This window comes from Campylobacter sp. 110, assembly GCF_002383965.1.
GTDB lineage: Bacteria > Campylobacterota > Campylobacteria > Campylobacterales > Campylobacteraceae > Campylobacter_D > Campylobacter_D coli.
The window spans coordinates 45,964-65,808 of record NZ_NXBD01000048.1; the positions used below are offsets into that span (position 1 = coordinate 45,964).

General features: G+C 30.8%; 19 protein-coding genes and 1 pseudogene. 12 read left to right on the forward strand and 8 right to left on the reverse strand.

Annotation, left to right across the window (positions count from 1 at the left end):
* Positions 1 to 39: 39 nt before the first annotated feature.
* The 6 genes from BGS43_RS06855 to BGS43_RS06880 are packed head-to-tail and all read right to left on the reverse strand — an operon-like array spanning position 40 to position 5,911.
* Positions 40 to 1,467, reverse strand: coding sequence for a Mur ligase family protein (locus BGS43_RS06855; protein WP_002826290.1), 1,428 nt, complete (start codon positions 1,465 to 1,467; stop codon positions 40 to 42).
* Positions 1,461 to 2,192, reverse strand: coding sequence for an alpha/beta fold hydrolase (locus tag BGS43_RS06860; RefSeq protein ID WP_002776698.1), 732 nt, complete (start codon positions 2,190 to 2,192; stop codon positions 1,461 to 1,463). Before BGS43_RS06860 ends, BGS43_RS06855 begins: the two co-directional genes overlap by 7 nt.
* A gap of 1 nt (position 2,193) precedes the next feature.
* Positions 2,194 to 2,409 (reverse strand): type II toxin-antitoxin system Phd/YefM family antitoxin, encoded by a 216-nt coding sequence (locus tag BGS43_RS06865; RefSeq protein WP_002776699.1) that lies wholly within the window; start codon positions 2,407 to 2,409, stop codon positions 2,194 to 2,196.
* Positions 2,410 to 2,468: 59 nt separating this feature from the next.
* Entirely contained in the window at positions 2,469 to 3,509 is a 1,041-nt protein-coding gene (locus tag BGS43_RS06870) for a D-alanine--D-alanine ligase (RefSeq protein ID WP_042963018.1), read from the reverse strand.
* A 9-nt stretch (positions 3,510 to 3,518) separates the two neighbouring features.
* Positions 3,519 to 4,070, reverse strand: coding sequence for a Holliday junction branch migration protein RuvA (ruvA, locus tag BGS43_RS06875; RefSeq protein WP_002776701.1), 552 nt, complete (start codon positions 4,068 to 4,070; stop codon positions 3,519 to 3,521).
* Positions 4,046 to 5,911 carry a flagellar assembly protein A gene (locus BGS43_RS06880; RefSeq protein ID WP_025398886.1) on the reverse strand — a complete coding sequence of 622 codons (1,866 nt, stop codon included), beginning with the start codon at positions 5,909 to 5,911 and terminating at the stop codon, positions 4,046 to 4,048. Before BGS43_RS06880 ends, ruvA begins: the two co-directional genes overlap by 25 nt.
* Positions 5,912 to 6,014: 103 nt before the next feature.
* On the opposite strand from BGS43_RS06880, the gene murJ reads away from it, so the two are divergent.
* The 7 genes from murJ to BGS43_RS06915 are packed head-to-tail and all read left to right on the forward strand — an operon-like array spanning position 6,015 to position 14,602.
* Positions 6,015 to 7,466, forward strand: coding sequence for a murein biosynthesis integral membrane protein MurJ (gene murJ, locus BGS43_RS06885; protein WP_096569290.1), 1,452 nt, complete (start codon positions 6,015 to 6,017; stop codon positions 7,464 to 7,466).
* On the forward strand, positions 7,466 to 8,848 hold the full coding sequence (gene cysS / locus BGS43_RS06890) for a cysteine--tRNA ligase (RefSeq protein WP_002826283.1): 1,383 nt from the start codon (positions 7,466 to 7,468) through the stop codon (positions 8,846 to 8,848). The genes murJ and cysS overlap by 1 nt, the downstream gene beginning before the upstream one ends.
* Positions 8,849 to 10,582 (forward strand): ABC transporter ATP-binding protein, encoded by a 1,734-nt coding sequence (locus BGS43_RS06895; protein WP_002792173.1) that lies wholly within the window; start codon positions 8,849 to 8,851, stop codon positions 10,580 to 10,582.
* Positions 10,583 to 10,627: 45 nt separating this feature from the next.
* Complete coding sequence (locus BGS43_RS06900) at positions 10,628 to 11,686, forward strand: quinone-dependent dihydroorotate dehydrogenase (RefSeq protein WP_002826282.1); 1,059 nt, start codon at positions 10,628 to 10,630, stop codon at positions 11,684 to 11,686.
* Complete coding sequence (locus BGS43_RS06905; RefSeq protein WP_002776712.1) at positions 11,683 to 12,924, forward strand: M16 family metallopeptidase; 1,242 nt, start codon at positions 11,683 to 11,685, stop codon at positions 12,922 to 12,924. Before BGS43_RS06900 ends, BGS43_RS06905 begins: the two co-directional genes overlap by 4 nt.
* A gap of 2 nt (positions 12,925 to 12,926) precedes the next feature.
* Positions 12,927 to 13,823 carry a 4-hydroxy-tetrahydrodipicolinate synthase gene (gene dapA / locus BGS43_RS06910; protein ID WP_057043413.1) on the forward strand — a complete coding sequence of 299 codons (897 nt, stop codon included), beginning with the start codon at positions 12,927 to 12,929 and terminating at the stop codon, positions 13,821 to 13,823.
* The gene (locus BGS43_RS06915; RefSeq protein ID WP_002792180.1) at positions 13,823 to 14,602 is read left to right on the forward strand and encodes an enoyl-ACP reductase; all 780 of its coding nucleotides are present in this window, start codon (positions 13,823 to 13,825) and stop codon (positions 14,600 to 14,602) included. Before dapA ends, BGS43_RS06915 begins: the two co-directional genes overlap by 1 nt.
* Positions 14,603 to 14,710: 108 nt before the next feature.
* On the opposite strand, the gene BGS43_RS06920 is transcribed toward BGS43_RS06915, so the two are convergent.
* Together BGS43_RS06920 and BGS43_RS06925 are read right to left on the reverse strand one after the other, a co-directional pair.
* The gene (locus BGS43_RS06920) at positions 14,711 to 15,016 is read right to left on the reverse strand and encodes a hypothetical protein (protein ID WP_002776716.1); all 306 of its coding nucleotides are present in this window, start codon (positions 15,014 to 15,016) and stop codon (positions 14,711 to 14,713) included.
* A gap of 11 nt (positions 15,017 to 15,027) precedes the next feature.
* On the reverse strand, positions 15,028 to 15,624 hold the full coding sequence (locus tag BGS43_RS06925) for an MBL fold metallo-hydrolase (RefSeq protein ID WP_002776717.1): 597 nt from the start codon (positions 15,622 to 15,624) through the stop codon (positions 15,028 to 15,030).
* A 73-nt stretch (positions 15,625 to 15,697) separates the two neighbouring features.
* Between BGS43_RS06925 and BGS43_RS06930 the strand changes: the two genes are divergently transcribed.
* The 5 genes and pseudogenes from BGS43_RS06930 to BGS43_RS06950 all read left to right on the forward strand — a co-directional run.
* Entirely contained in the window at positions 15,698 to 16,444 is a 747-nt protein-coding gene (locus tag BGS43_RS06930; RefSeq protein WP_042963409.1) for an NAD+ synthase, read from the forward strand.
* A complete protein-coding gene (locus tag BGS43_RS06935) occupies positions 16,444 to 17,376 on the forward strand; it encodes a tetraacyldisaccharide 4'-kinase (RefSeq protein ID WP_002776725.1) in 933 nt (310 codons plus the stop codon). The genes BGS43_RS06930 and BGS43_RS06935 overlap by 1 nt, the downstream gene beginning before the upstream one ends.
* On the forward strand, positions 17,363 to 18,775 hold the full coding sequence (gene thrC / locus BGS43_RS06940; protein WP_025398891.1) for a threonine synthase: 1,413 nt from the start codon (positions 17,363 to 17,365) through the stop codon (positions 18,773 to 18,775). The genes BGS43_RS06935 and thrC overlap by 14 nt, the downstream gene beginning before the upstream one ends.
* Complete coding sequence (gene kdsB, locus BGS43_RS06945) at positions 18,772 to 19,491, forward strand: 3-deoxy-manno-octulosonate cytidylyltransferase (protein ID WP_002826276.1); 720 nt, start codon at positions 18,772 to 18,774, stop codon at positions 19,489 to 19,491. The genes thrC and kdsB overlap by 4 nt, the downstream gene beginning before the upstream one ends.
* Before the next feature lie 85 nt (positions 19,492 to 19,576).
* Positions 19,577 to 19,845, forward strand: a pseudogene (locus tag BGS43_RS06950) (Cj0814 family flagellar-dependent secreted protein); the annotation flags it as partial.

Here is a 19,845-nt window from a genome sequence, read left to right on the forward strand (position 1 = left end):
TTAAATATCTTTATCTTTAAAATTATTCACAAGATAAACTTACATAAAACTAGGTGCATCATTAGAAAAAAGTATCAAATCGCTTTGTTGGGTTTCTTTTGCTAAAACCTTAACAAGATCTGCTTTTTCTTTGAGTATGATGGTTTTTATTTTAAGTTCTTTTTTAAAGATATCAGCATTAACCTGTGCTGTGATGATGGCAAGATCAAAGCATTCATTGATGATTTTGGCTAATTTTACATTTTCATCCTTATCTACTTCTACTATACCAGGGCTAACTAAAACCTTGCGCCCTTTATAGTTTTTGCAAAGCTTATAGCTTGCACTCATACCTTTATAATTTCCATTAAAACCATCATCGATGATGAATTTAGGCTCTTTAGAGATGATTTGTAAGCGATGTTCTACTGAATTGATTTTTAAAACTTGCTTTTGAATTTTTTCTATTTTTACGCCTAGATAATTTGCACAAAGTATACAAGCGCAAAGATTTTGAGCATTAAAATCTCCTAGAATTTGGCTTTTAAATTCATATGTTTTATTTTCTAAATTGATCTTAAATTCCAAACCTTGAAGACTTGATTGAATGTCTTGTAATTTATCATCATAAAGCAAGATAAGCTCATCTTCGCTTTTTTGAGTACTAGTATGTAAAAAAGCCTTTTCCAATCTTTTGGAATTTAAAGCTTCGAGTTTGGTTTTTCGCGTGTTTTCTATATTTTTAAAATACTCTAAATGCGCATTTCCTATCTCTCCTACAATGCAAATTTGAGGCTCTAAAAAACGCGTTATAACATCAATATCACCTTTTACTCTTGCTCCTGCTTCTGCTATGTAAATTTGTGTATCATCGCTTAAATTTGTATTGATATCTGCGATAATGCCAAGTAGGGTATTTACAGAGCGAGGGGTTTTGTAGGTTTTAAAATCATCTTTTAAAAGCTCATAGAGGAAATTTTTAATACTTGTTTTTCCAAAACTTGCAGTAATGAGTATGATTTTTAATTGTGGATTGTTTTGAAGTTTTGCTTTGGCTTTATTTTTAAAATATAAATTGCTAAATAGCTCAAAGATTTTAAGACTTATAAGAGCAAAAGGCAGGGCAAAAAGATTAAAAAGAAAAGAAAAACGCAAAGCAAGTATGGCAAAAAGGGTATTATAAATAAATATAAAAACAAAAAACCATTTAACCTTGCTTGTAAAGACGAGTTTTTTATCTATGCTTTTATTCCAAAAATATAAAATCGGAGTATGGATAAGTGCAAAATACGCCAAAGAATATAAAGGAAAAGTCAAAAAGAAAAAATAAGGTAAAAATAAAAAATACAAATGCCACAAAGGTCTATGATAGTGAAAAAATACGCGTTTAAATTTATAAGAATACCATTGTAAAGCGCTCATAAGATAAAAAGCTACACAAAAATTAAAAAACAAAGAATTGATAAAATAAAGTGTATTGGTTAGCATTGGTTTTCCTTGATTTTATTGGCTATAAATAAAGAATGTTTTAAAAAGAAAAAATGATCTCCTTCTAAAGGATAAAATTCACTAGTTTTGATAAGCTTGTGCATTGCTTCTCCGCTTTTTAAAGGGGTGGCTTTATCATCAATCCCCCAAAAAATAAGGCTTTTATTGTCGATTTTAGCAAAAGTTTGACTCAGATCTTCATCTACTACATTTTTAAAAGTTTGATACATTAAAGGGTTTAAATTTGCTCCATCTTTGCTTGCAAAATAACGATAAAATCTACCCAAACCCAATTTTTTTAGAAATTTAAACAGCATGATTTTAAAACGCACTTTAAAAGATTTTTTTGCAAGTATGCCTGAATTTGAAAGCAAAACAAGTTGAGCTTTTTGAAAATCCAAAACAAGTAAAGCAGCTATTTTTCCACCAAAAGAATGTCCTAGAAAAATATCAATATCTAGTTTTTTTTCTTTTAAAAATTCTTTTATGATATTTACATAATCTTGACTATAAAGACTTTTTGGCGCACTTGAATTTCCAAAACCAGGTAAATCTAGATAAATTTGACAAAAATCATTTAAATTTTTAGAAAAAGCTTGCTTCATAAGCTCCTTATTTGCACCCCATCCATGCAATATGAGTAAAGATTTTTTCTTATCTTGATTTAAAATTTCATAACTTAATTCATAAGTATCATTATTATAAATCACATTTACAAGCGCCATCTTAAACCTTTTGGTTTTTGTAAATATTTTCTAAGAGTTGCATAGCATTTTGCAAGCGTTCAAATTCTTTCATACTGAGCAAAACGGCCTCAAATTTATTATTTTTTAAGATGACCATTTTGCCCGATTCGCTTTTTTTTAGTTTTTCGATCAAAGGGCTAAAGTTTCGCACAACTTCTGTGGCGGTATAGATTTCATCTTGTTTAAAAGAAAGCATAAATTTTCCTAAAATACATAAAATTTTATGTAAAATTTAACATACTTTCTCTTAAAGCTTTATAATTTGCCTTTTTGTCCATTAATAGAATGTAAAAATTCATAAGTGATTTTAATCTTCTTTTCGCTTTCTATATTTAGAGCAAGTTGTTCTATAATTTTGTTAAAATCCTTGAAAAGATAATTTGCTAAAGAGCCTGGATTTGGGTTGATTTCATTTAGATAAACTTCATTATCTAGGATGAAAAAATCACAACGGATTAAAGCACCTTTAAATAAAGGATTGTAAATTTTGGCAAAATTATCTTTAAGCTTTTGCTTTAATTCTTCGCTCAAATCAGCTTCAATAAGCTCGTTATGACCTGAAAAACTAAGGTATTTTTGTTTAAAATCTAAAAATTCTTTTTTCCTTGGTTCTTCGATAATTGAAAAGATAACTTCATCTTTGATCATGCATCCTGCAAGATTGTATTCTTTAATATCGCTTTTAAAATCCTCTACTAAAATATCAGTATCAAACTCAAAACCCACATCCTTAGCATAATCTAATTGCTTTTCATTTTTAGCTATGCTGATTCCTATACTGCTTCCAAGTCGAGCAGGCTTTAAAATGCAAGGAAAATGAGCTGTAAGATCCTGCTTTTGATTTTTTCTAAGCATTTGATAATCTAGAGTTTTAACTCCAATGCTTTGTGCGTAAAGTTTTGTAAACTCCTTATTAAAAGATAAAACGCTTGCTTCAACCCTAGGGCCTATGAATTTAATATCAAAAAATTCAAGCAAAGAAGCGATCTTTCCATCTTCTCCATCTCTTCCATGGATGAGGTTAATCACACAATCTAAATCTAAGTTTTTTTCACTCCATAGACTTTTATGATAAAAAGCCTTTTGTCTTAAAAATAACTCCTTTTCTTTTTGATAAGCACCACCGCTAAAGGTTTTAGAATTCATTTTTTCGCTAGGAATTAAATAAAATCTTCTTTTTTCATCGCAAAAAATAAATGTCAAATCCGTATTTATCACTTTTTTTAATACCACAGCACTTACAATGCTGATTTCATGTTCGTAAGAATTTCCGCCAAAAAGTATCGCTAATTTCATTATTTTTCCTTATGCTAGTTTTTTTAGTGCTTCTTTGATAAGTTCGCTTGTATCTTTTCCGTTGCAAGTACTTAAAACACTTAATATTTTATCTTGTTTAAATCCCAAAGAAAGCAAAGCAGCCAAGGCTTCGCTTTTATCATCGCTCACGCTTTCGAGTTGCACTTTGGCATCTCCAAGTTCTACGATGATGCGTTTGGCACTTTTTGGACCAATGCCTGGAACTTTTTTAAGCACACTCTCATCTCCCAAATTTAAAGCCTTATAAAAAGAATTTACATCCAAACTTGAGCATATAGCCATCGCAGTGCTTGCGCCCACTCCATTTACTTTTAAAAGCATTTCAAACATTTTTTGCTCATCTTTATCTAAAAAACCATAGAATTTATTAGAATCCTCTTTGATGATTTGAGTGATGAAAAGCTCGTATTTTTGATGAGTTTCAAGCTTAGCAGCACAAAAAAGTGAGATAAAAACCCCATAGCTTAAACCACTAGCGCATTTTATGATAGCAAAAGTGGGTTCTTTTTTTGTGATTATTCCTTCGATGGCAACAACCATTCTATATCCTTTTCTTCATAGTCAAGTTTTTTATCAATCTCTATATGTTCTTGATTATTTTGTATGATTTTTTTCAAAGCTATAAATTTTGCACTTTCTTTAGTGGAAGAAGAATAAAAAATATCTTCTTTAGGTTCTAAAAGCGAAAATCTGATTTCATTCATATCGCTCCATTTTCCACTTTTGTTGATAAATTTAGCTTTAAATAAATCCTCTTCTAGTGCTAAAAGCTCATCGTGGATTTTTTTTCTATATTCTAAAAGTTCTTTTTCTTGGTTTTGAAGTTTATTTAAGTTTGCATTTTGTATAGAGAAATTTTTTAAAAATTTTTCATATTGGCTTGGTATATTTTGTCCTTGATTTTTAAGCTCTAAGACTTTTTTTTCTATATCTAAAACATTGTTTTTGTTTGATAGAATGTATTGTTTGAGTTTGCTTATTTTATGATGAAGAGATGAAATTTCATTCTTTATTTTTAAAAGTTCTTGATCGTAGTCTTTATCCATTTTTTTTATTTTAGTATGAAATTTATTATTTTCACCTTCAAAGCGTTCTATGACAACATTATTGTAAAATACGCACGAGTTGTTACTTTCTAATTGTTCTATATAAATTCTATCTGCTTCTATCACTCCACCTAAGCTTTTTTTAATCCTTACTTCCTTGGCTTTTATATTGCCACCCTCTAAGAGATCTATGTTTAGTTTGTCTGCTTGAGCAAAACCGCGATGTGTTTTTATATAGGCTTCTTTGGCATAAATTTTAGATTTTGTGTGCGTGGTGCCTTCAACTCTCATTCTTGTAGCTTTTAAATTTGTATTGCTTCCAACGCTTCCTGTGATATTGAGTTCTTCGCATTCTATTCCTACACCTGAATTAACAGCATCTTGCATATCGGATATAAATTTGATATTTATTTTTACATTTTTATCCAATCCTGCGCGGATTATGCCTATATTTTTAAAATCAACTTTATTGTTAAATTCAAGCAAGTTTGCAATATCAAATTTATCTTGATCTTCAACTACATAACCCTTTTTTAGCGCCAAATATTCTGTGTAATCTTCGTATTCTACAGCCTTAAATGCTAATGAGGAGCAGTTAAATTTGATTTTGTTTTGATTAGCATCTATAACTTTTAAAGTATGTAAATTTAAGTCTTTTCCTTCTTTGCCTTGCTTGAATTTGTTGTATCTTAATACAACTTCATTTTCATCAACTGCTATAATACCCGAGCGTTTTTCATCTATAGTATAATCTTTAGCCTTTTCTTTATAAAGCAAAACTAAGGCTTCATCTTGGCTTTGTATAGGTTCAACACCTTTGGCCACATTGATTTGCAAGGTTTTGTTTAAAGTATTTTTCTTGTGTTCATTGCATATACGGATGAGTTCTTTTTTAAAATCAAAGATACGAATGCCTATTAAAAACTTAAGCTTTAACATTTTTTTGTAGATATTTTGCAAAAGTTCAAAAGCTAATTTTTCATGATATTTTAACTCATTAAAATTGATTTGAGCAACAATTTTTGTTAAATTTTTATTAGCAATCAGCTTGATAGCATTTGCGGTTTTATCTTGGCGTGTTTGATGAAAAATTTCGATTTTGTACTCTTGTTTGATTTGCAAATCCTCTTTTAAAAATACTTCATCTTTTTCAAAAAGAGTGAGATCTTTTTCAGCGATTTTTATCCATTCGGTATTTTCAAGACGATATTGTGTCGAAAAAGCTAAAAGATGAAAATCAAGTTCATTTAAAGCGATATTAGTTCTTGAAGCTACAGATAAAAGTTCGCGAGAAGGATTTTCGGTATAGGAAATGATTTTCTCATCTAAAGCCAAAACTTTCCCCTTTATTGTTTAATTTAAATTCAATATTATAGTCAATTTTTAATCAAATTTAGTTAAAATGATAGCTTTTATATTTGAAATTTTGTGAAAATTTATGAAGAGTTTAGTGTTTAAAAATTTTATTATCAATGCTTTAGGAATTTTATTTTCTCGCGTTTTGGGTCTAGCGCGTGATGTTTTAATCGCTCTTTTTTTGGGGGCTGGAATTTATAGTGATATTTTTTTTGTAGCATTAAAAATGCCTGCCTTTTTTAGAAGAATTTTTGCCGAAGGGGCATTTGGACAAAGCTTTTTACCTAACTTTGTCAAAGCAAAGAAAAAAGGCGCTTTTTGCGTGAGTGTGATGTATCAATTTAGTGTTATAGTGTTTTTATTTTGTCTTTTAGTAAGCTTTTTTTCTTCATTTTTTACCAAGCTTTTTGCTTTTGGGTTTAGTTCAGATACTATAGCTTTAGCCTCTCCTTTGGTGGCGATTAATTTTTGGTATTTGTTTTTTATTTTTTTGGTTACCTTTTTAGGAGCGATTTTAAATTATAGACAAAAATTTTTCATCACTTCTTTTTCGGCAGCTTTGTTTAATCTAAGTATAGTTATAGCCGCATTTTTTGTTGATAAAGATGCTCCTCAAGATACGCTTTATTATTTTTCTTATGCGACTGTATTAAGCGGTGTGGCACAATTGATTTTGCATTTAATGGTATTGCGAAAAAATCCTGTGATACACTCCATGATGTTAAGTGTGAAATTTAGACGAGCAAAGGCTAAACTAGAAGGTTTTTATAGTAATTTTTTTCATGGTGTTTTAGGTTCCTCTGCTACACAAATAAGCTCTTTACTTGATACGACAATAGCGAGTTTTTTAATGACGGGTAGTATTTCTTATCTTTATTATGCAAACCGCGTTTTTCAGCTTCCTTTAGCTCTTTTTGCCATAGCCTTAACTCAAGTTTCTTTTCCTAAAATTTTAAAGCATTTAAAAAGCGATCAAGAAAATTTAGCCTTAAGTTTTATGCAAAGAGCTTTAGCGGTTTTAAGTATTTTGTTGATTGTTTCAAGCATCGTAGGTTCTGTATTTGCTTTAGAAATTTCAAAGCTTTTATTTGAAAGAGGGAATTTTACTCACGAAGATAGTATTATCACAGCTTATGTTTTAATCGCTTATTTGATAGGACTTTTGCCTTTTGGCTTGCAAAAATTATTTTCTTTATGGCTTTATGCTAAATTCAAACAAAAAACAGCCGCTTTTATTGCCTTTAAAGCTTTGCTTATTAGTGCTTTGTGCTCTGTGCTTTTTATTTTTTTAATTAAAGATGAGAGTTTAAAGGTTATAGCTGTGGCGCTTTCAAGCTCTTTAAGTGCTTTTTATTTACTTGTTGCCAATATCAAAGAATTTGGTTTTAAGAACTTTTTTGCTTTAATATCTTTTAAATTTTGTTTTTTGATGATTATAGGACTTGTTGTTTTTACAATTTTGCTTTATGAGATCAAGCCTTATCTTATAGAGGCTTTGTTGTGGATCATTGCTAGTGTTAAAGGAGTGTTTTGATGAAATTAATGGATAGTGTTTTAAAAGAAAAAATTGAACTTAAACAAGATAATATCAATATTTATTTATGCGGACCTACTGTGTATGATGATGCGCATTTGGGTCATGCTAGAAGCAGTGTTTGTTTTGATTTGTTGCGTAGGGTTTTACTTTCTTTGGGCTATAGGGTGCAATTTGCTAGAAATTATACAGATATAGACGATAAAATTTTAAAAAAAATGAGTGAAAGCGGTAAGAGCTTAAATGAGCTTGTTGAGTTTTATATAGCAAATTATGAAAGAGATATGAAAGCTTTAAATGTTTTAGAGCCTGATTTTAAACCTCGTGCGACATATTATATAGAACCTATGTTAGATCTTATCCACAAGCTTAGTAAAAATGGCTTTACTTATACTTTAGAAGATGGAGTGTATTTTGATACTAGCAAAGATGAGGATTATCTAAGCTTATCTCATCGTAACACAGAAGAAAATGTTTCAAGACTGAGTAATGAAGTTGAAAAAAGAAATGAGAGTGATTTTGTTCTTTGGAAATTCGATGAAAATTTTTATGATAGTGAATTTGGAAAAGGACGACCAGGTTGGCATACTGAATGTGTGGCTATGATTGATTCTATTTTTGGCGATACTCTTGATATACATGCAGGTGGAGTAGATTTGTTATTTCCTCATCATGAAAATGAGGCAGCACAATGTCGTTGTGCGTGCAAAAGAACATTAGCAAAAATTTGGCTTCACAATGGCTTTGTAAAAATCAATGGAGAAAAGATGAGCAAAAGTTTAAACAATAGCTTTTTCTTAAAAGATGCACTCAAAGATTTTATGGGAGAGGCTTTAAGATTTTATCTTTTAAGTTCTCATTATAGAGCTCATTTTAATTATTCTTTAGATGATTTAGAAAATATAAAAAAACGCTTGGATAAGTTTTATCGTCTTAAAAAAAGACTTGCTGTGGGAAAAACCCCAGATTTTGGAATTTTAAATGATATAGAGATTCATAGCAATATCGCCAAGCAAATCTTAGAAGTTTTAAGTGATGATTTAAATATCTCTAAGGCTTTGGCGCTTTTAGATGAGTTTATAACTAATGCAAATTTAGAGCTTGATCAGCAAAGTAAAAATAAAGAATTAAAACAAAAAATCAAAGAAGCCTTAAGTGAACTAGCTAAAATTTTTGGCTTTGGTTTTATGGATGAAAATTTATATTTTCAATGGGGTGTCGCCAAAGAGTTGAAAGAAAAAATTCAAGATCAAATTTTGCAAAGAAACGAAGCTAAGAAAAATAAAGATTTTGCCAAAGCAGATCAGATCAGAGAAGACTTGCTCAAGCTTGGTATTGCTTTGCAAGATACGCCGCAAGGAACGATTTGGGAGAAAATTTAAATGCATAAAGATATGACTCTTAAAGATGTTTTAATCCGTTTTAAGCCTTTTTATAAAAAATACAAGAAAGAATTTGCCATTGCTATTTTTGGGATGATACTTACTAGTATAGGAACAGCTGGAAGTTTCGCATCTTTAAAGCCTATTTTAGATTATATTTTTGTTGAAAAAAATGAGGCCTTGCTCTATACCTTACCTTTTCTACTTGTTATTATTTATATTTTAAAGAATTTGGGTTTTTATTTACAAACTTATTATTTAAGTTTTATAGGAATGGATACTTTAAGAATTTTGCGTTTTAAGGTTTTAAAAAATCTTTTAAAGCTTGATATGGATTTTTTTAAACGCAACAGAAGCGGAGAGCTAGTAAGTCGTTGCACTAATGATATTAACGCTCTTCAAAGTATAGTTTCTAATATCATTCCTGATTTTTTTAGAGAGCTTTTAACCATTGTGGGTTTGTTGATAGTGGTATTTTATCAAAGTCCTATTTTGGCTTTTTTTGCCTTAGTGGTCTTACCTTGTGCGATTTTGCCCTTGGTGCATTTTGCTAGAAAATTAAAAAAATACGCTAGAAGTATACAAGAAACAAATTCTGATTTGCTTTCAAGACTGAGTGAAATTTTTTCAAATATTGAGCTTATTAAGGCAAGCAATACCCAAAACAAAGAAAGCGAAAAATTTGCCAAACAAAACAACGAGCTTTGTCGTTTGAATTTAAAATCCACTCGCATTGATGCTCTAACTAGTCCGCTTATGGAGATTATCGGATCGCTTGGAGTGGCTGCAGTAATTATCATCGGAGGAAGAGAAGTGATCCATGGTACGATGAGCGTGGGTAGTTTTTTTGCTTTTATTACAGCACTTTTTGCTATTTATACACCCTTGAAAAGATTATCTTCGCTTTATGGTAGACTACAAGGCGCAATAGCAGCAAGCGAGAGGACTTTTTATTTGCTTGATTTAGAGCCACAAATTCTAAATGGAAGTAAAAACTTAGAAAGTATAGCAAGGATTGAATTTAAACAGGTAGATTTTGCTTATGAAAATCCTTATAAGAGTGTTTTAAAAGATATCAATTTTGAATTCAACAAGGGTGAAATTCTTGCACTTGTTGGAACAAGCGGGGGTGGAAAATCATCTATTATTAATCTTTTAATGCGTTTTTATGACAAGCAAAAGGGTGAGATTTTATTAAATGATCTAGATATCAGTGAATTTAGCATAGAAAGCTTGCACGATAGAATAGGCCTTGTAACACAAAATATTTATCTTTTTAATGATAGCTTTGCTGAAAATGTAGCCTACAGCGAAGAGCCTAATAAAGAAAAGATTATCAAAGCTTTAAAACTAGCCAATGCTTATGAATTTGTCCAAGAAATGGGAGGAATTTATGCAGAGATAAAAGAGCATGGTAAAAATTTAAGCGGGGGTCAAAAACAACGCATTGCCATAGCTAGAGCCTTGTATAAAAATCCTGATTTGCTTATTTTTGATGAAGCAACTTCAGCTCTTGATAATGAAAGTGAAAAAGCCATCATCGAGACTATAGAAAATTTAAAAAAAGATAGACTTGTTTTAATGATAGCTCATCGTTTAAGTACTATAGAAAATGCAGACAAGATCGCAGTGATTGATCAAGGGCAAATGATTGCTATAGGAACCAATGAAGAGCTTTTGCAAAGTTGCGAACTTTATCAGAAATTTAAAAACAAAGAAGTAGATAAAGTCTAGTTTTAAGTTAAATTTAGTTAAAATTTTAAAAAAACGAGGAATAATATGCTTTATAATTTTATAAAACCCTTACTTTTTAAGCTTGATCCTGAAAATGCTCATGCCTTAGTGGAGGGCAGTTTAAGGTCCTTAAATGCCGCTTTGCCAGGCTCTTTGAGCTTTTTTGCTTATAATTATATTGTAAATGATGATAGTTTGAAACAAAAATTACTAGGACTTGATTTTAATAATCCTGTGGGTTTAGCAGGAGGATTTGATAAAAATGCCACCATGATACGTCCTTTAGCGGCTCTTGGTTTTGGTTTTTTAGAGTTTGGAACCTTTACTCCAAAGCCTCAAGAGGGAAATGAAAAACCGCGTTTATTTCGCCTTGTAAAACAAGAAAGCATACAAAATGCAATGGGTTTTAATAATCAAGGAGCAGAAAAAATCGCCGCAAGATTATCAAAAATTTATCCTTTTGTTTTGCCTTTGGGAGCAAATATAGGAAAAAATAAGATCACAAGCAATGATAAAGCTTTGGAGGATTATTTTACTTTATTTAGAAATTTTAAAGATTTGTGTGATTATTTTATCGTCAATATTTCTTCACCTAATACTAAAAATTTAAGAGAACTTCAAAATGATGATTTTTTAAGTCATCTTCTTGAAGAAGCTAGAAAAATCACTAACAAACCTATTTTGATAAAAATCGCTCCTGATATGCCTATAGATAGCGCTTTAAAGCTTTGTGAAAATGCTATCTTAAAAGGAGCAGATGGTTTTATCATAGCCAATACAAGTGTAGATTATTCTCTTCTTGATAATAACAGAACTTTTGGCGGCATAAGCGGAAGGCTCATTACTGAAAAAAGCGGTATTTTCTTTAAAGAGCTTGCTAAGGTTTTATTTGGAAAAACTTTACTTATTGCAAGTGGAGGGATAGACAGCGGTGAGCTTGCTTATGAGCGAATCAAAAATGGAGCTAATTTAATACAAGTTTATACAGCATTGATTTTTAAGGGGCCTTCATTGGTAAGAGATATTAATAAAACTCTTATAGAATTATTAAAACAAGATGGTTTTATGCATATTAGCGAAGCGGTGGGAGCAAATTTAAAATGATAGACTATAGTAAAATTACACTAAAAAATAAACTAGATGTTTATACTTTTCCTGTAAATAAAAACAGCGATGTTATCAGCGTAGATATTTTTTATAAAGTGGGTTCAAGAAATGAGATCATGGGAAAAAGCGGTATAGCTCATATGCTTGAACATTTAAATTTTAAAAGCACTAAAAATTTAAAAGCAGGGGAATTTGATGAGATAGTTAAGGGCTTTGGCGGGGTTGATAACGCCAGCACGGGTTTTGATTATACTCATTATTATATCAAATGTTCTAAGAAAAATTTAGACAAAACCTTAGAGCTTTTTGCGGAGCTTATGGAAAATTTAAGCCTTAAAGATGAGGAATTTCAACCCGAAAGAAGTGTGGTCTTAGAAGAGCGTAGATGGAGAACGGATAATAATCCTTTAGGGTATTTGTACTTTAGACTTTTTAATCACGCTTTTATGTATCATCCTTATCATTGGACCCCTATAGGCTTTTTTAAGGATATAGAAAATTGGAGCATAGAAGATATTAAAGAATTTCATAGTACTTATTATCAGCCTAAAAATGCTATTTTGATAGTAAGTGGGGATATTGATAGCGAAGAGGTTTTTAGTGGAGCCAAAAAACATTTTGAAAAAATCAAAAACACTAAACCTATTCCAAAAATTCATACCAAAGAGCCTAAACAAGATGGAGCTAAAAGGATAGAGATTAAAAAACCAACTCAAACCGAACTTCTTGCTATAGGTTTTAAAATTCCTAATTTTAAACATAAAGATATTCCTGCTTTAAATGCCTTAGCAGAACTTTTAGGAAATGGAAAAAGTTCTATGATGAATGAAATTTTAGTCGATGAATTAAATTTAGTCAATGAGTTTTATTCTTTTGCAAATGATTGTATAGATGAGAATTTGTTTATTTTTATTTGCAATTGCAATGTGGGCGTAAAAGCAGAAAAAGTAGAACAAGAGCTTTGGAAGATCATAGATAGACTTAAAAAGGGCGATTTTTCGAGTAAGGATTTGCAAAAAGTAAAAAATAATGTCAAGAGTGATTTTATCTTTTCACTCGATACAGCAAGTGCGGTTTCAAATACTTATGGTTCTTATTTGGCTAGAGGGGATTTAAAACCTCTTTTAGAATATGAAAGCAATATTGCCCATTTGTGTGAGCAAGATTTGGTTAAAAGCGCTAAAAAATATTTTGATAGATCAAATTCGACTACATTGATTTTAAGAAAGGATTAAAAATGGATAAAAATATCATTATCGGAGCAATGACAGCTTTGATTACACCTTTTAAAAATGGCAAGTTAGATGAGCAAAGTTATGCAAAATTGATACAAAGACAAATTGATAATGGCATTGATGCGGTAGTTCCTGTTGGGACAACAGGAGAGAGCGCGACTTTAACCCATGAAGAACATAGAACTTGTATTGAAATTGCAGTAGATATTTGTAAAGGAACTAAGGTTAAGGTTCTAGCGGGTGCTGGAAGTAATGCTACCCATGAGGCTGTGGATTTGGCTCAATTTGCCAAAGAGCATGGAGCAGATGGAATTTTAAGTGTGGCTCCTTATTATAACAAACCAACACAGCAAGGACTTTATGAGCATTATAAAGCGATCGCAAATAGTGTGGATATTCCTGTGCTTTTATACAATGTCCCTGGAAGAACAGGCTGTGAAATTAGCACTGAGACTATTATTAAATTATTTAGAGATTGTGAAAATATTTATGGAGTTAAAGAAGCGAGTGGAAATATAGACAAATGCGTTGATTTGCTTGCGCATGAACCAAGGATGATATTGATTTCAGGCGAAGATGCGATCAATTATCCTATACTTTCTAATGGGGGTAAAGGGGTGATTTCGGTTACTTCAAATTTGTTGCCTGATATGATTAGCAAGCTTACTCATTTGGCTTTGGAAGAAAATTATAAAGAAGCTAAAAAAATCAATGATGAGCTTTATAATATCAATAAAATTTTATTTTGCGAGAGCAATCCTATCCCTATAAAAACTGCCATGTATATAGCAGGACTTATTGAAAGTTTGGAATTTAGACTTCCTCTTTGCTCTCCAAGTAAAGAAAATTTTGTTAAAATAGAGGAAGTGATGAAAAAATATAATATTAAAGGATTTTAATGAATACAGAATTTCAAGGAAAAACTTTAGTGATTAGCGGTGGAACTCGCGGGATAGGCAAAGCTATAGTTTATGAATTTGCTAAAGTGGGTGCAAATATAGCTTTTACTTATAATTCTAATGCGCAAATTGCTGATGAAATGGTTGAGGATTTAGAAAAAAATTATAAGATCAAAGCAAGAGCTTATGAATTTAATATTTTAGAACCTGAAACCTATAAAGAGCTTTTTGAAAAAATTGATATGGATTTTGATAGAGTGGATTATTTTATTTCAAATGCCATTATTTCAGGTCGTGCAGTTGTGGGTGGTTATACTAAATTTATGAAGTTAAAACCAAAAGGAATTAACAATATCTTTACCGCTACTGTAAATGCTTTTGTTGTAGGAGCTCAAGAAGCAGCTAAGAGAATGGAAAAAGTAGGGGGTGGAAGTATTATTTCAATTTCTTCTACTGGAAATTTGGTTTATATAGAAAATTACTCAGGACACGGCACAGCAAAAGCTGCGGTTGAAGCAATGGCAAGATATGCAGCAACAGAGCTTGGAGAAAAAAATATCCGTGTAAATGTAGTCAGCGGTGGGCCGATTGAAACAGATGCTTTAAGAGCTTTTACAAATTATGAAGAGGTTAAACAAGCAACTATAAATTTAAGTCCTTTAAATCGTATGGGACAGCCTGAAGATCTAGCTGGTGCTTGTCTTTTTCTTTGCTCAAATAAAGCAAGCTGGGTAACAGGACATACTTTCATCGTAGATGGTGGAACGACTTTTAAGTAAGATAAAAATTTAATTTTACTTAAAAAATATTATTTATTTTTTAAGTGCTTGCTTAAAAACTTGCACTTATAAAAATAAATTCTTTTAAAACAATTATAAAAACAGAGTTTAATCAAGTTTTAGCTTCCAGCCCATATAAGCACTCAAAAGCGTAAATAAGAAAATCAAATTTAAAAATAAATCGCCAAATCCAATATAACCTATAGACAATACACTATAAAAAAATCCACCCACAGCAGAATAAATACAAATCGTACTTAAAGAGCCATTTTCCGCCATTTGTTTGCAAGGACAAATTTTATAAAATTTTTTATCATTGAATTGATTTTTTTTCTTGTTTCCTAAGAGCAAGCCCAAAAGCGCAAAAGCATCTAAAAAAACAAAGAAGCAAAGTAACACAAAATCTAAATTCACAAAAATCACCTTTAAAAATATCTAAGCCAAGAAGGTAAATGCACTTGTTCAGCTCTAAGGCTTGTTTCTTGCCCATGTCCAGGTAAAAGTCTAAAGTCTTCTTTATAAGTCATCACTTTTTCCAAGCTTTGTTTCATTAAATTAGCATCTGAATAAGGAAAATCCCATCTTCCTATACTTCTATAAAATAAAAAATCTCCGCTAAACATCAAATTTTCACCCATAAGTTCTATCATGGTACAGCCTGGCGTATGCCCAGGGAGAAAATGGAATTTAAACCGAGTGTTAGAAATTTCAAGCTCATCTTCATTTTCGATTAAAACATCAGCTTTACTTGGCTCAAAACCTTTTCCAAAAGGATCTTGTAGCATAAATTCATCATTTTTATGGATATAAATAGGAATGTCAAATTCTTTTTTTACTCTAGCATTATCCCATACATGATCATAATGCCCGTGAGTGTTTAAAATCGCTAAAGGTTTTTTAGCGTATTGCTTTATAAAACTTAGAGCATTAACGCCAGGATCTATTATAAAATCCCCTTTAGAGGTGTTTAAAATATAGCAATTTGTCTCATAAGGACCGCAAGCTTGTTTTAGAATTTGCATTTTTAGCCTTTTTTATTGAAATTTGAACCTAAAATGAATTATAATTATACATTGATTGTTTAAAGGTAAGTTTATGGATTGTGAAAAAATTTCTCAGACTTTATGTGAATTCATTCAGCACAAGGTTAAGGACTCGGGCTTAAATGGCGTTGTTTTAGGACTTAGCGGGGGGATTGATTCTGCTTTGGTGGCGACGCTTTGTAAGAAGGCTTTGGGTGAAAATGTTTTTGTGCTTTTAATGCCTACAAAATTTTCTAATCAAGAAAATTTAAACGATGCTTTAAAACTTTGTCAAGAATTGAATTTAAAATACAAAATCATAGAAATTCAAGACATTTTAGAGGCTTTTTTAAAACAAAGTGAAAATACAGATGAGTTAAGCAGGGGAAATTTTGCTGCACGTATTAGAATGAGCTTGCTTTATGATTATTCTGCTTTAAAAAAAGCTTTAGTGGTTGGTACTTCAAATAAAAGCGAATTACTTTTGGGTTATGGGACGATTTATGGAGATTTAGCTTACGCTTTTAATCCTATAGGAGAGCTTTATAAAAGTGAAATTTATGGATTGGCAAGATATTTAAATTTAAATGAAAGATTCATTCAAAAAGCTCCAAGTGCGGATCTTTGGATAGGACAAAGTGATGAGAAAGACTTGGGTTTTTCTTATGAGCTTATAGACAAAGGATTAAAAGCGCTTGAAAATCAAGATATGAAAGCATTAGAAAATTTAGATAAAAAATTATTAGATATGCTTCAATCAAGAATAAAAAACAATGCTTTTAAAAGAAATATGCCTGAAATTGCGAGTTTGAATAAATAATGAATGAAGAAAAAAAGTATCAACTTTGGCTTGATAATTATTTTTTTAAGCCCAGCTTTTTTCAAAAATGTTTAGCTTTTATTTTTTTACCTTTGAGTTTGCTTTATGGTTTATGTGCGATTTTAAATACTTGTTTTCGCCAAAAGATTGATTTTAAAAAACCCATTATAAGCGTAGGAAATTTAAGCTTTGGAGGAAATGGAAAAACGCCTATTTGCAAGGCTATAGCAAGGGAATTTGAAGGCGTTTTTATAGTGCTTAGAGGCTATAGGCGTAAAAGCAAGGGTTTGCTTGTGGTTAAAAATGAAAATGCAATTTTAGCTCAAGTTTCACAAAGTGGCGATGAGGCGATGGAGTACGCATTTGAAGAGTGTGTAAAGGGTGTGATCGTAAGTGAAGATAGGGTAGCAGGAATTCAAAAAGCTTTTGAGTTAGGGGCTAAAATAGTGCTTTTAGATGATGCTTTTTCTAAATTTCATATCCAAAAATTTGATATTTTGCTTGAAAGCAAGATCAAGCCTTATTTTAATTTTACCTTACCAAGCGGTGCTTATCGTTTGCCTAAATTTTATGAAAAAAAAGCTGATTTTATAGCTTGTGAGGGTAGGGATTTTATACGCTATTCTTATGTAAAAGAAAATCCTAAGGCAGTTTTAGTTACAGCGATTGCAAAGCCTTTTAGGCTTTATGAGCATTTTATAAAGGCTAGGGCTTGTTATTTTTTTAAAGATCATTATGAATTTAAAAAAGAAGAATTGCAAGCTTTGTTGGATAAGCATCATTGTGATACTTTAATGCTAACTTTTAAGGATTATGTTAAGGTGAAGGATTTTGGATTTAAGTGTCAGATTATAGAATTGAATATAGAATTAAAAGAAAATTTCAAAGAAAAATTATATCAATATATAAGGAGTTTTAATGTTGCTAGTTGAAAGTAGAAATATAAACAATAAAGTAGATTTTAAAAATGCATTAGTTAATCCCAATGCTCCACAAGGTGGGCTTTATTCGCCTTTAAGTTTACCTCAATTTGATGGGGAAAAATACGCGAACTTATCTTATAAAGAATTTGCTTTAAAGTTGATAGAGAGTTTTGAATTTGGACATGAGGCTTTGTTTGATAAAGCTTTAAAAAGTTATGAAAAATTTGATGATAAAAACTCACCTATCGCTTTAAAAAAGATAAAAGATAAAACATACATCAACGAGCTTTGGCATGGGCCTACAAGAGCTTTTAAAGATATGGCTTTGCAACCTTTTGGAGTGCTTTTAAATGAATTTTCTCAAAATGAAAAAATTTTAATCATTTGTGCTACGAGTGGAGATACAGGACCTGCAACGCTTAAAAGCTTTGAAAATTTAGAAAATATTAAAGTGCTTTGCATGTATCCAAAAGGTGGAACAAGTGCTATACAAGAGCTTCAAATGAGAGCTTTAGATAAGGGAAATTTAAAGGTTTTTGCTATCAGGGGAGATTTTGATGATGCACAACGCACTTTAAAAAATTTGCTTGCAAAAGAAACTTTTAAGGACGAGTTAAGCAAAGTAGGATACGGACTTTGCGCTGCTAATTCTGTAAATTTTGGTAGAATTTTATTTCAAATCATCTATCACTACTATGCAAGCTTAAAACTTTATCATGAATTTAAAGAAGAGATTGAAATTCTTATACCAAGTGGGAATTTTGGCAATGCTTTAGGAGCGTATTATGCTAAATTAATGGGAGCTAAAATTTCTAAGATAAAAATTGTTTCTAATGCTAATAATATCCTTACTGATTTTTTCACCAAAGGAGAATATAATCTTAGGGATAGAAGTTTAAAAAAGACGATTTCTCCAGCTATGGATATACTTATTTCTTCAAATATTGAAAGATTGTTATTTTCTAAATTTTCAGATCTTAGGACTAATGAATTGATGAATTTGTTAAAAACTGAGAAATATTTCAAATTAGAAAAAGAAGAATTGCAAAGCTTACAAGAGGATTTTGAAGCTGATTTTTGTACTGATGAAGAATGTATGAAATTTATTAAAGAGAGTAAAATTTTAATTGATCCTCATACAGCAACTTGCTTTAAAATGCTTGATACTTCAAAGCCAAGTATTATTACTTCAACAGCAGAATGGACTAAATTTACTCCGAGTATGGTAAAAGCACTTTTTGGTAGAGAATGCAAGGATGAAAAAGCAGATTTTGAGCTTTTGGCTAAAGAATTTAAAGTAGATATCAAAAAAGATCTTTTAGAGCTTTTTGATCTTAAAAATGCTGATGAAAAAGTCTACAAGATAGGAGATATCGAAGGTGAAATTTTAGAATGGATTAAAAAATGATTATCATACCCACAAGACTAGCTTCAACGCGTTTTCCTGAAAAAATTCTTTGTGATATAGGTGGTGTGCCTATGTTTATCGCTACTGCTAAACAGGTTTCTAGTGTGGATGAGGTTTGCATAGCAGTAGATGGTGAAAAAGTGTTAGAGATTGCCAAACAATATGGTTTTAAAGCGGTTTTAACAAGCAAAAATCATGAAAGTGGCACAGATAGGATCAATGAAGCTTGTAAAAAGCTTGGTCTAAAAGATGATGAAATCATCATCAATGTACAAGCAGATGAACCCTTTATAGAATGCGAGAATTTAGCCAAATTTAAAGAATTTGCTAATTCTTGTTTGAAACAAGAAGCTTTTATGGCAAGTTGTTATAAAGATATCAGTAAAGATGATGCAAGCGATCCGAATTTGGTGAAAGTGGTTTGCGATAAAAATGATTTTGCTTTATATTTTTCAAGAGCGAAAATTCCTTACGAAAGGGCAGACTATGAGGAAAGTTTTAAAGGACATTTAGGAATTTATGCTTATAGTGTTAAAGCTTTGCGTGAATTTTGCACTTTGGAAAATTCCGCCCTTGAAAAAGCTGAAAAATTGGAACAATTAAGAGCTATTGAAAATGGCAAAAAGATAAAAATGCTTCAAATTAACACTAGTAGCATGGGGATTGATACCAAAGAAGACTATGAAAGGGCTTTGCGAATTTATTTAGGAAAATAATTTATTCCAAAGTGGAACAGATCTTGCTTATATTATTTTAATATATTTAGGTTGAAGGCAGAAAAATCTAAATTAAGGAATTAATATGAGTATCTTTAGCATCAATGATAACTCAAACTATGGTTCTATACTTTCACAAGCAAAAGCTAATAAAGAAAGTAAAGAAAATTCTAAAATAAGTTTTGCTAATGCTTTTTTAAAACAAAATGCTAGTAAATTAAATGAAATTCAAAATGCAAATTCACAAACCCTAGTAAGAAGTGAAGTATTAAATTCTACTAATACAACAAATACTAGCAATAATACTAATTTTAGTATAAGTAGTAAGACAAGTTCTCCTAATTATGATATATC

Bases quoted from the DNA above. Each gene is read 5' to 3' on its own strand.
- BGS43_RS06930 (WP_042963409.1), top strand. From the start codon at position 15,698: ATGGATTGTGAAAAAATTTCTCAGACTTTATGTGAATTCATTCAGCAC.
- BGS43_RS06855 (WP_002826290.1), bottom strand. From the start codon at position 1,467: ATGCTAACCAATACACTTTATTTTATCAATTCTTTGTTTTTTAATTTT.
- BGS43_RS06925 (WP_002776717.1), bottom strand. From the start codon at position 15,624: ATGCAAATTCTAAAACAAGCTTGCGGTCCTTATGAGACAAATTGCTAT.
- BGS43_RS06905 (WP_002776712.1), top strand. From the start codon at position 11,683: ATGATAGACTATAGTAAAATTACACTAAAAAATAAACTAGATGTTTAT.
- dapA (WP_057043413.1), top strand. From the start codon at position 12,927: ATGGATAAAAATATCATTATCGGAGCAATGACAGCTTTGATTACACCT.
- BGS43_RS06895 (WP_002792173.1), top strand. From the start codon at position 8,849: ATGCATAAAGATATGACTCTTAAAGATGTTTTAATCCGTTTTAAGCCT.
- cysS (WP_002826283.1), top strand. From the start codon at position 7,466: ATGAAATTAATGGATAGTGTTTTAAAAGAAAAAATTGAACTTAAACAA.
- BGS43_RS06900 (WP_002826282.1), top strand. From the start codon at position 10,628: ATGCTTTATAATTTTATAAAACCCTTACTTTTTAAGCTTGATCCTGAA.
- murJ (WP_096569290.1), top strand. From the start codon at position 6,015: ATGAAGAGTTTAGTGTTTAAAAATTTTATTATCAATGCTTTAGGAATT.
- BGS43_RS06915 (WP_002792180.1), top strand. From the start codon at position 13,823: ATGAATACAGAATTTCAAGGAAAAACTTTAGTGATTAGCGGTGGAACT.
- BGS43_RS06870 (WP_042963018.1), bottom strand. From the start codon at position 3,509: ATGAAATTAGCGATACTTTTTGGCGGAAATTCTTACGAACATGAAATC.
- thrC (WP_025398891.1), top strand. From the start codon at position 17,363: ATGTTGCTAGTTGAAAGTAGAAATATAAACAATAAAGTAGATTTTAAA.
- BGS43_RS06860 (WP_002776698.1), bottom strand. From the start codon at position 2,192: ATGGCGCTTGTAAATGTGATTTATAATAATGATACTTATGAATTAAGT.
- BGS43_RS06935 (WP_002776725.1), top strand. From the start codon at position 16,444: ATGAATGAAGAAAAAAAGTATCAACTTTGGCTTGATAATTATTTTTTT.
- ruvA (WP_002776701.1), bottom strand. From the start codon at position 4,070: ATGGTTGTTGCCATCGAAGGAATAATCACAAAAAAAGAACCCACTTTT.
- BGS43_RS06865 (WP_002776699.1), bottom strand. From the start codon at position 2,409: ATGCTTTCTTTTAAACAAGATGAAATCTATACCGCCACAGAAGTTGTG.
- kdsB (WP_002826276.1), top strand. From the start codon at position 18,772: ATGATTATCATACCCACAAGACTAGCTTCAACGCGTTTTCCTGAAAAA.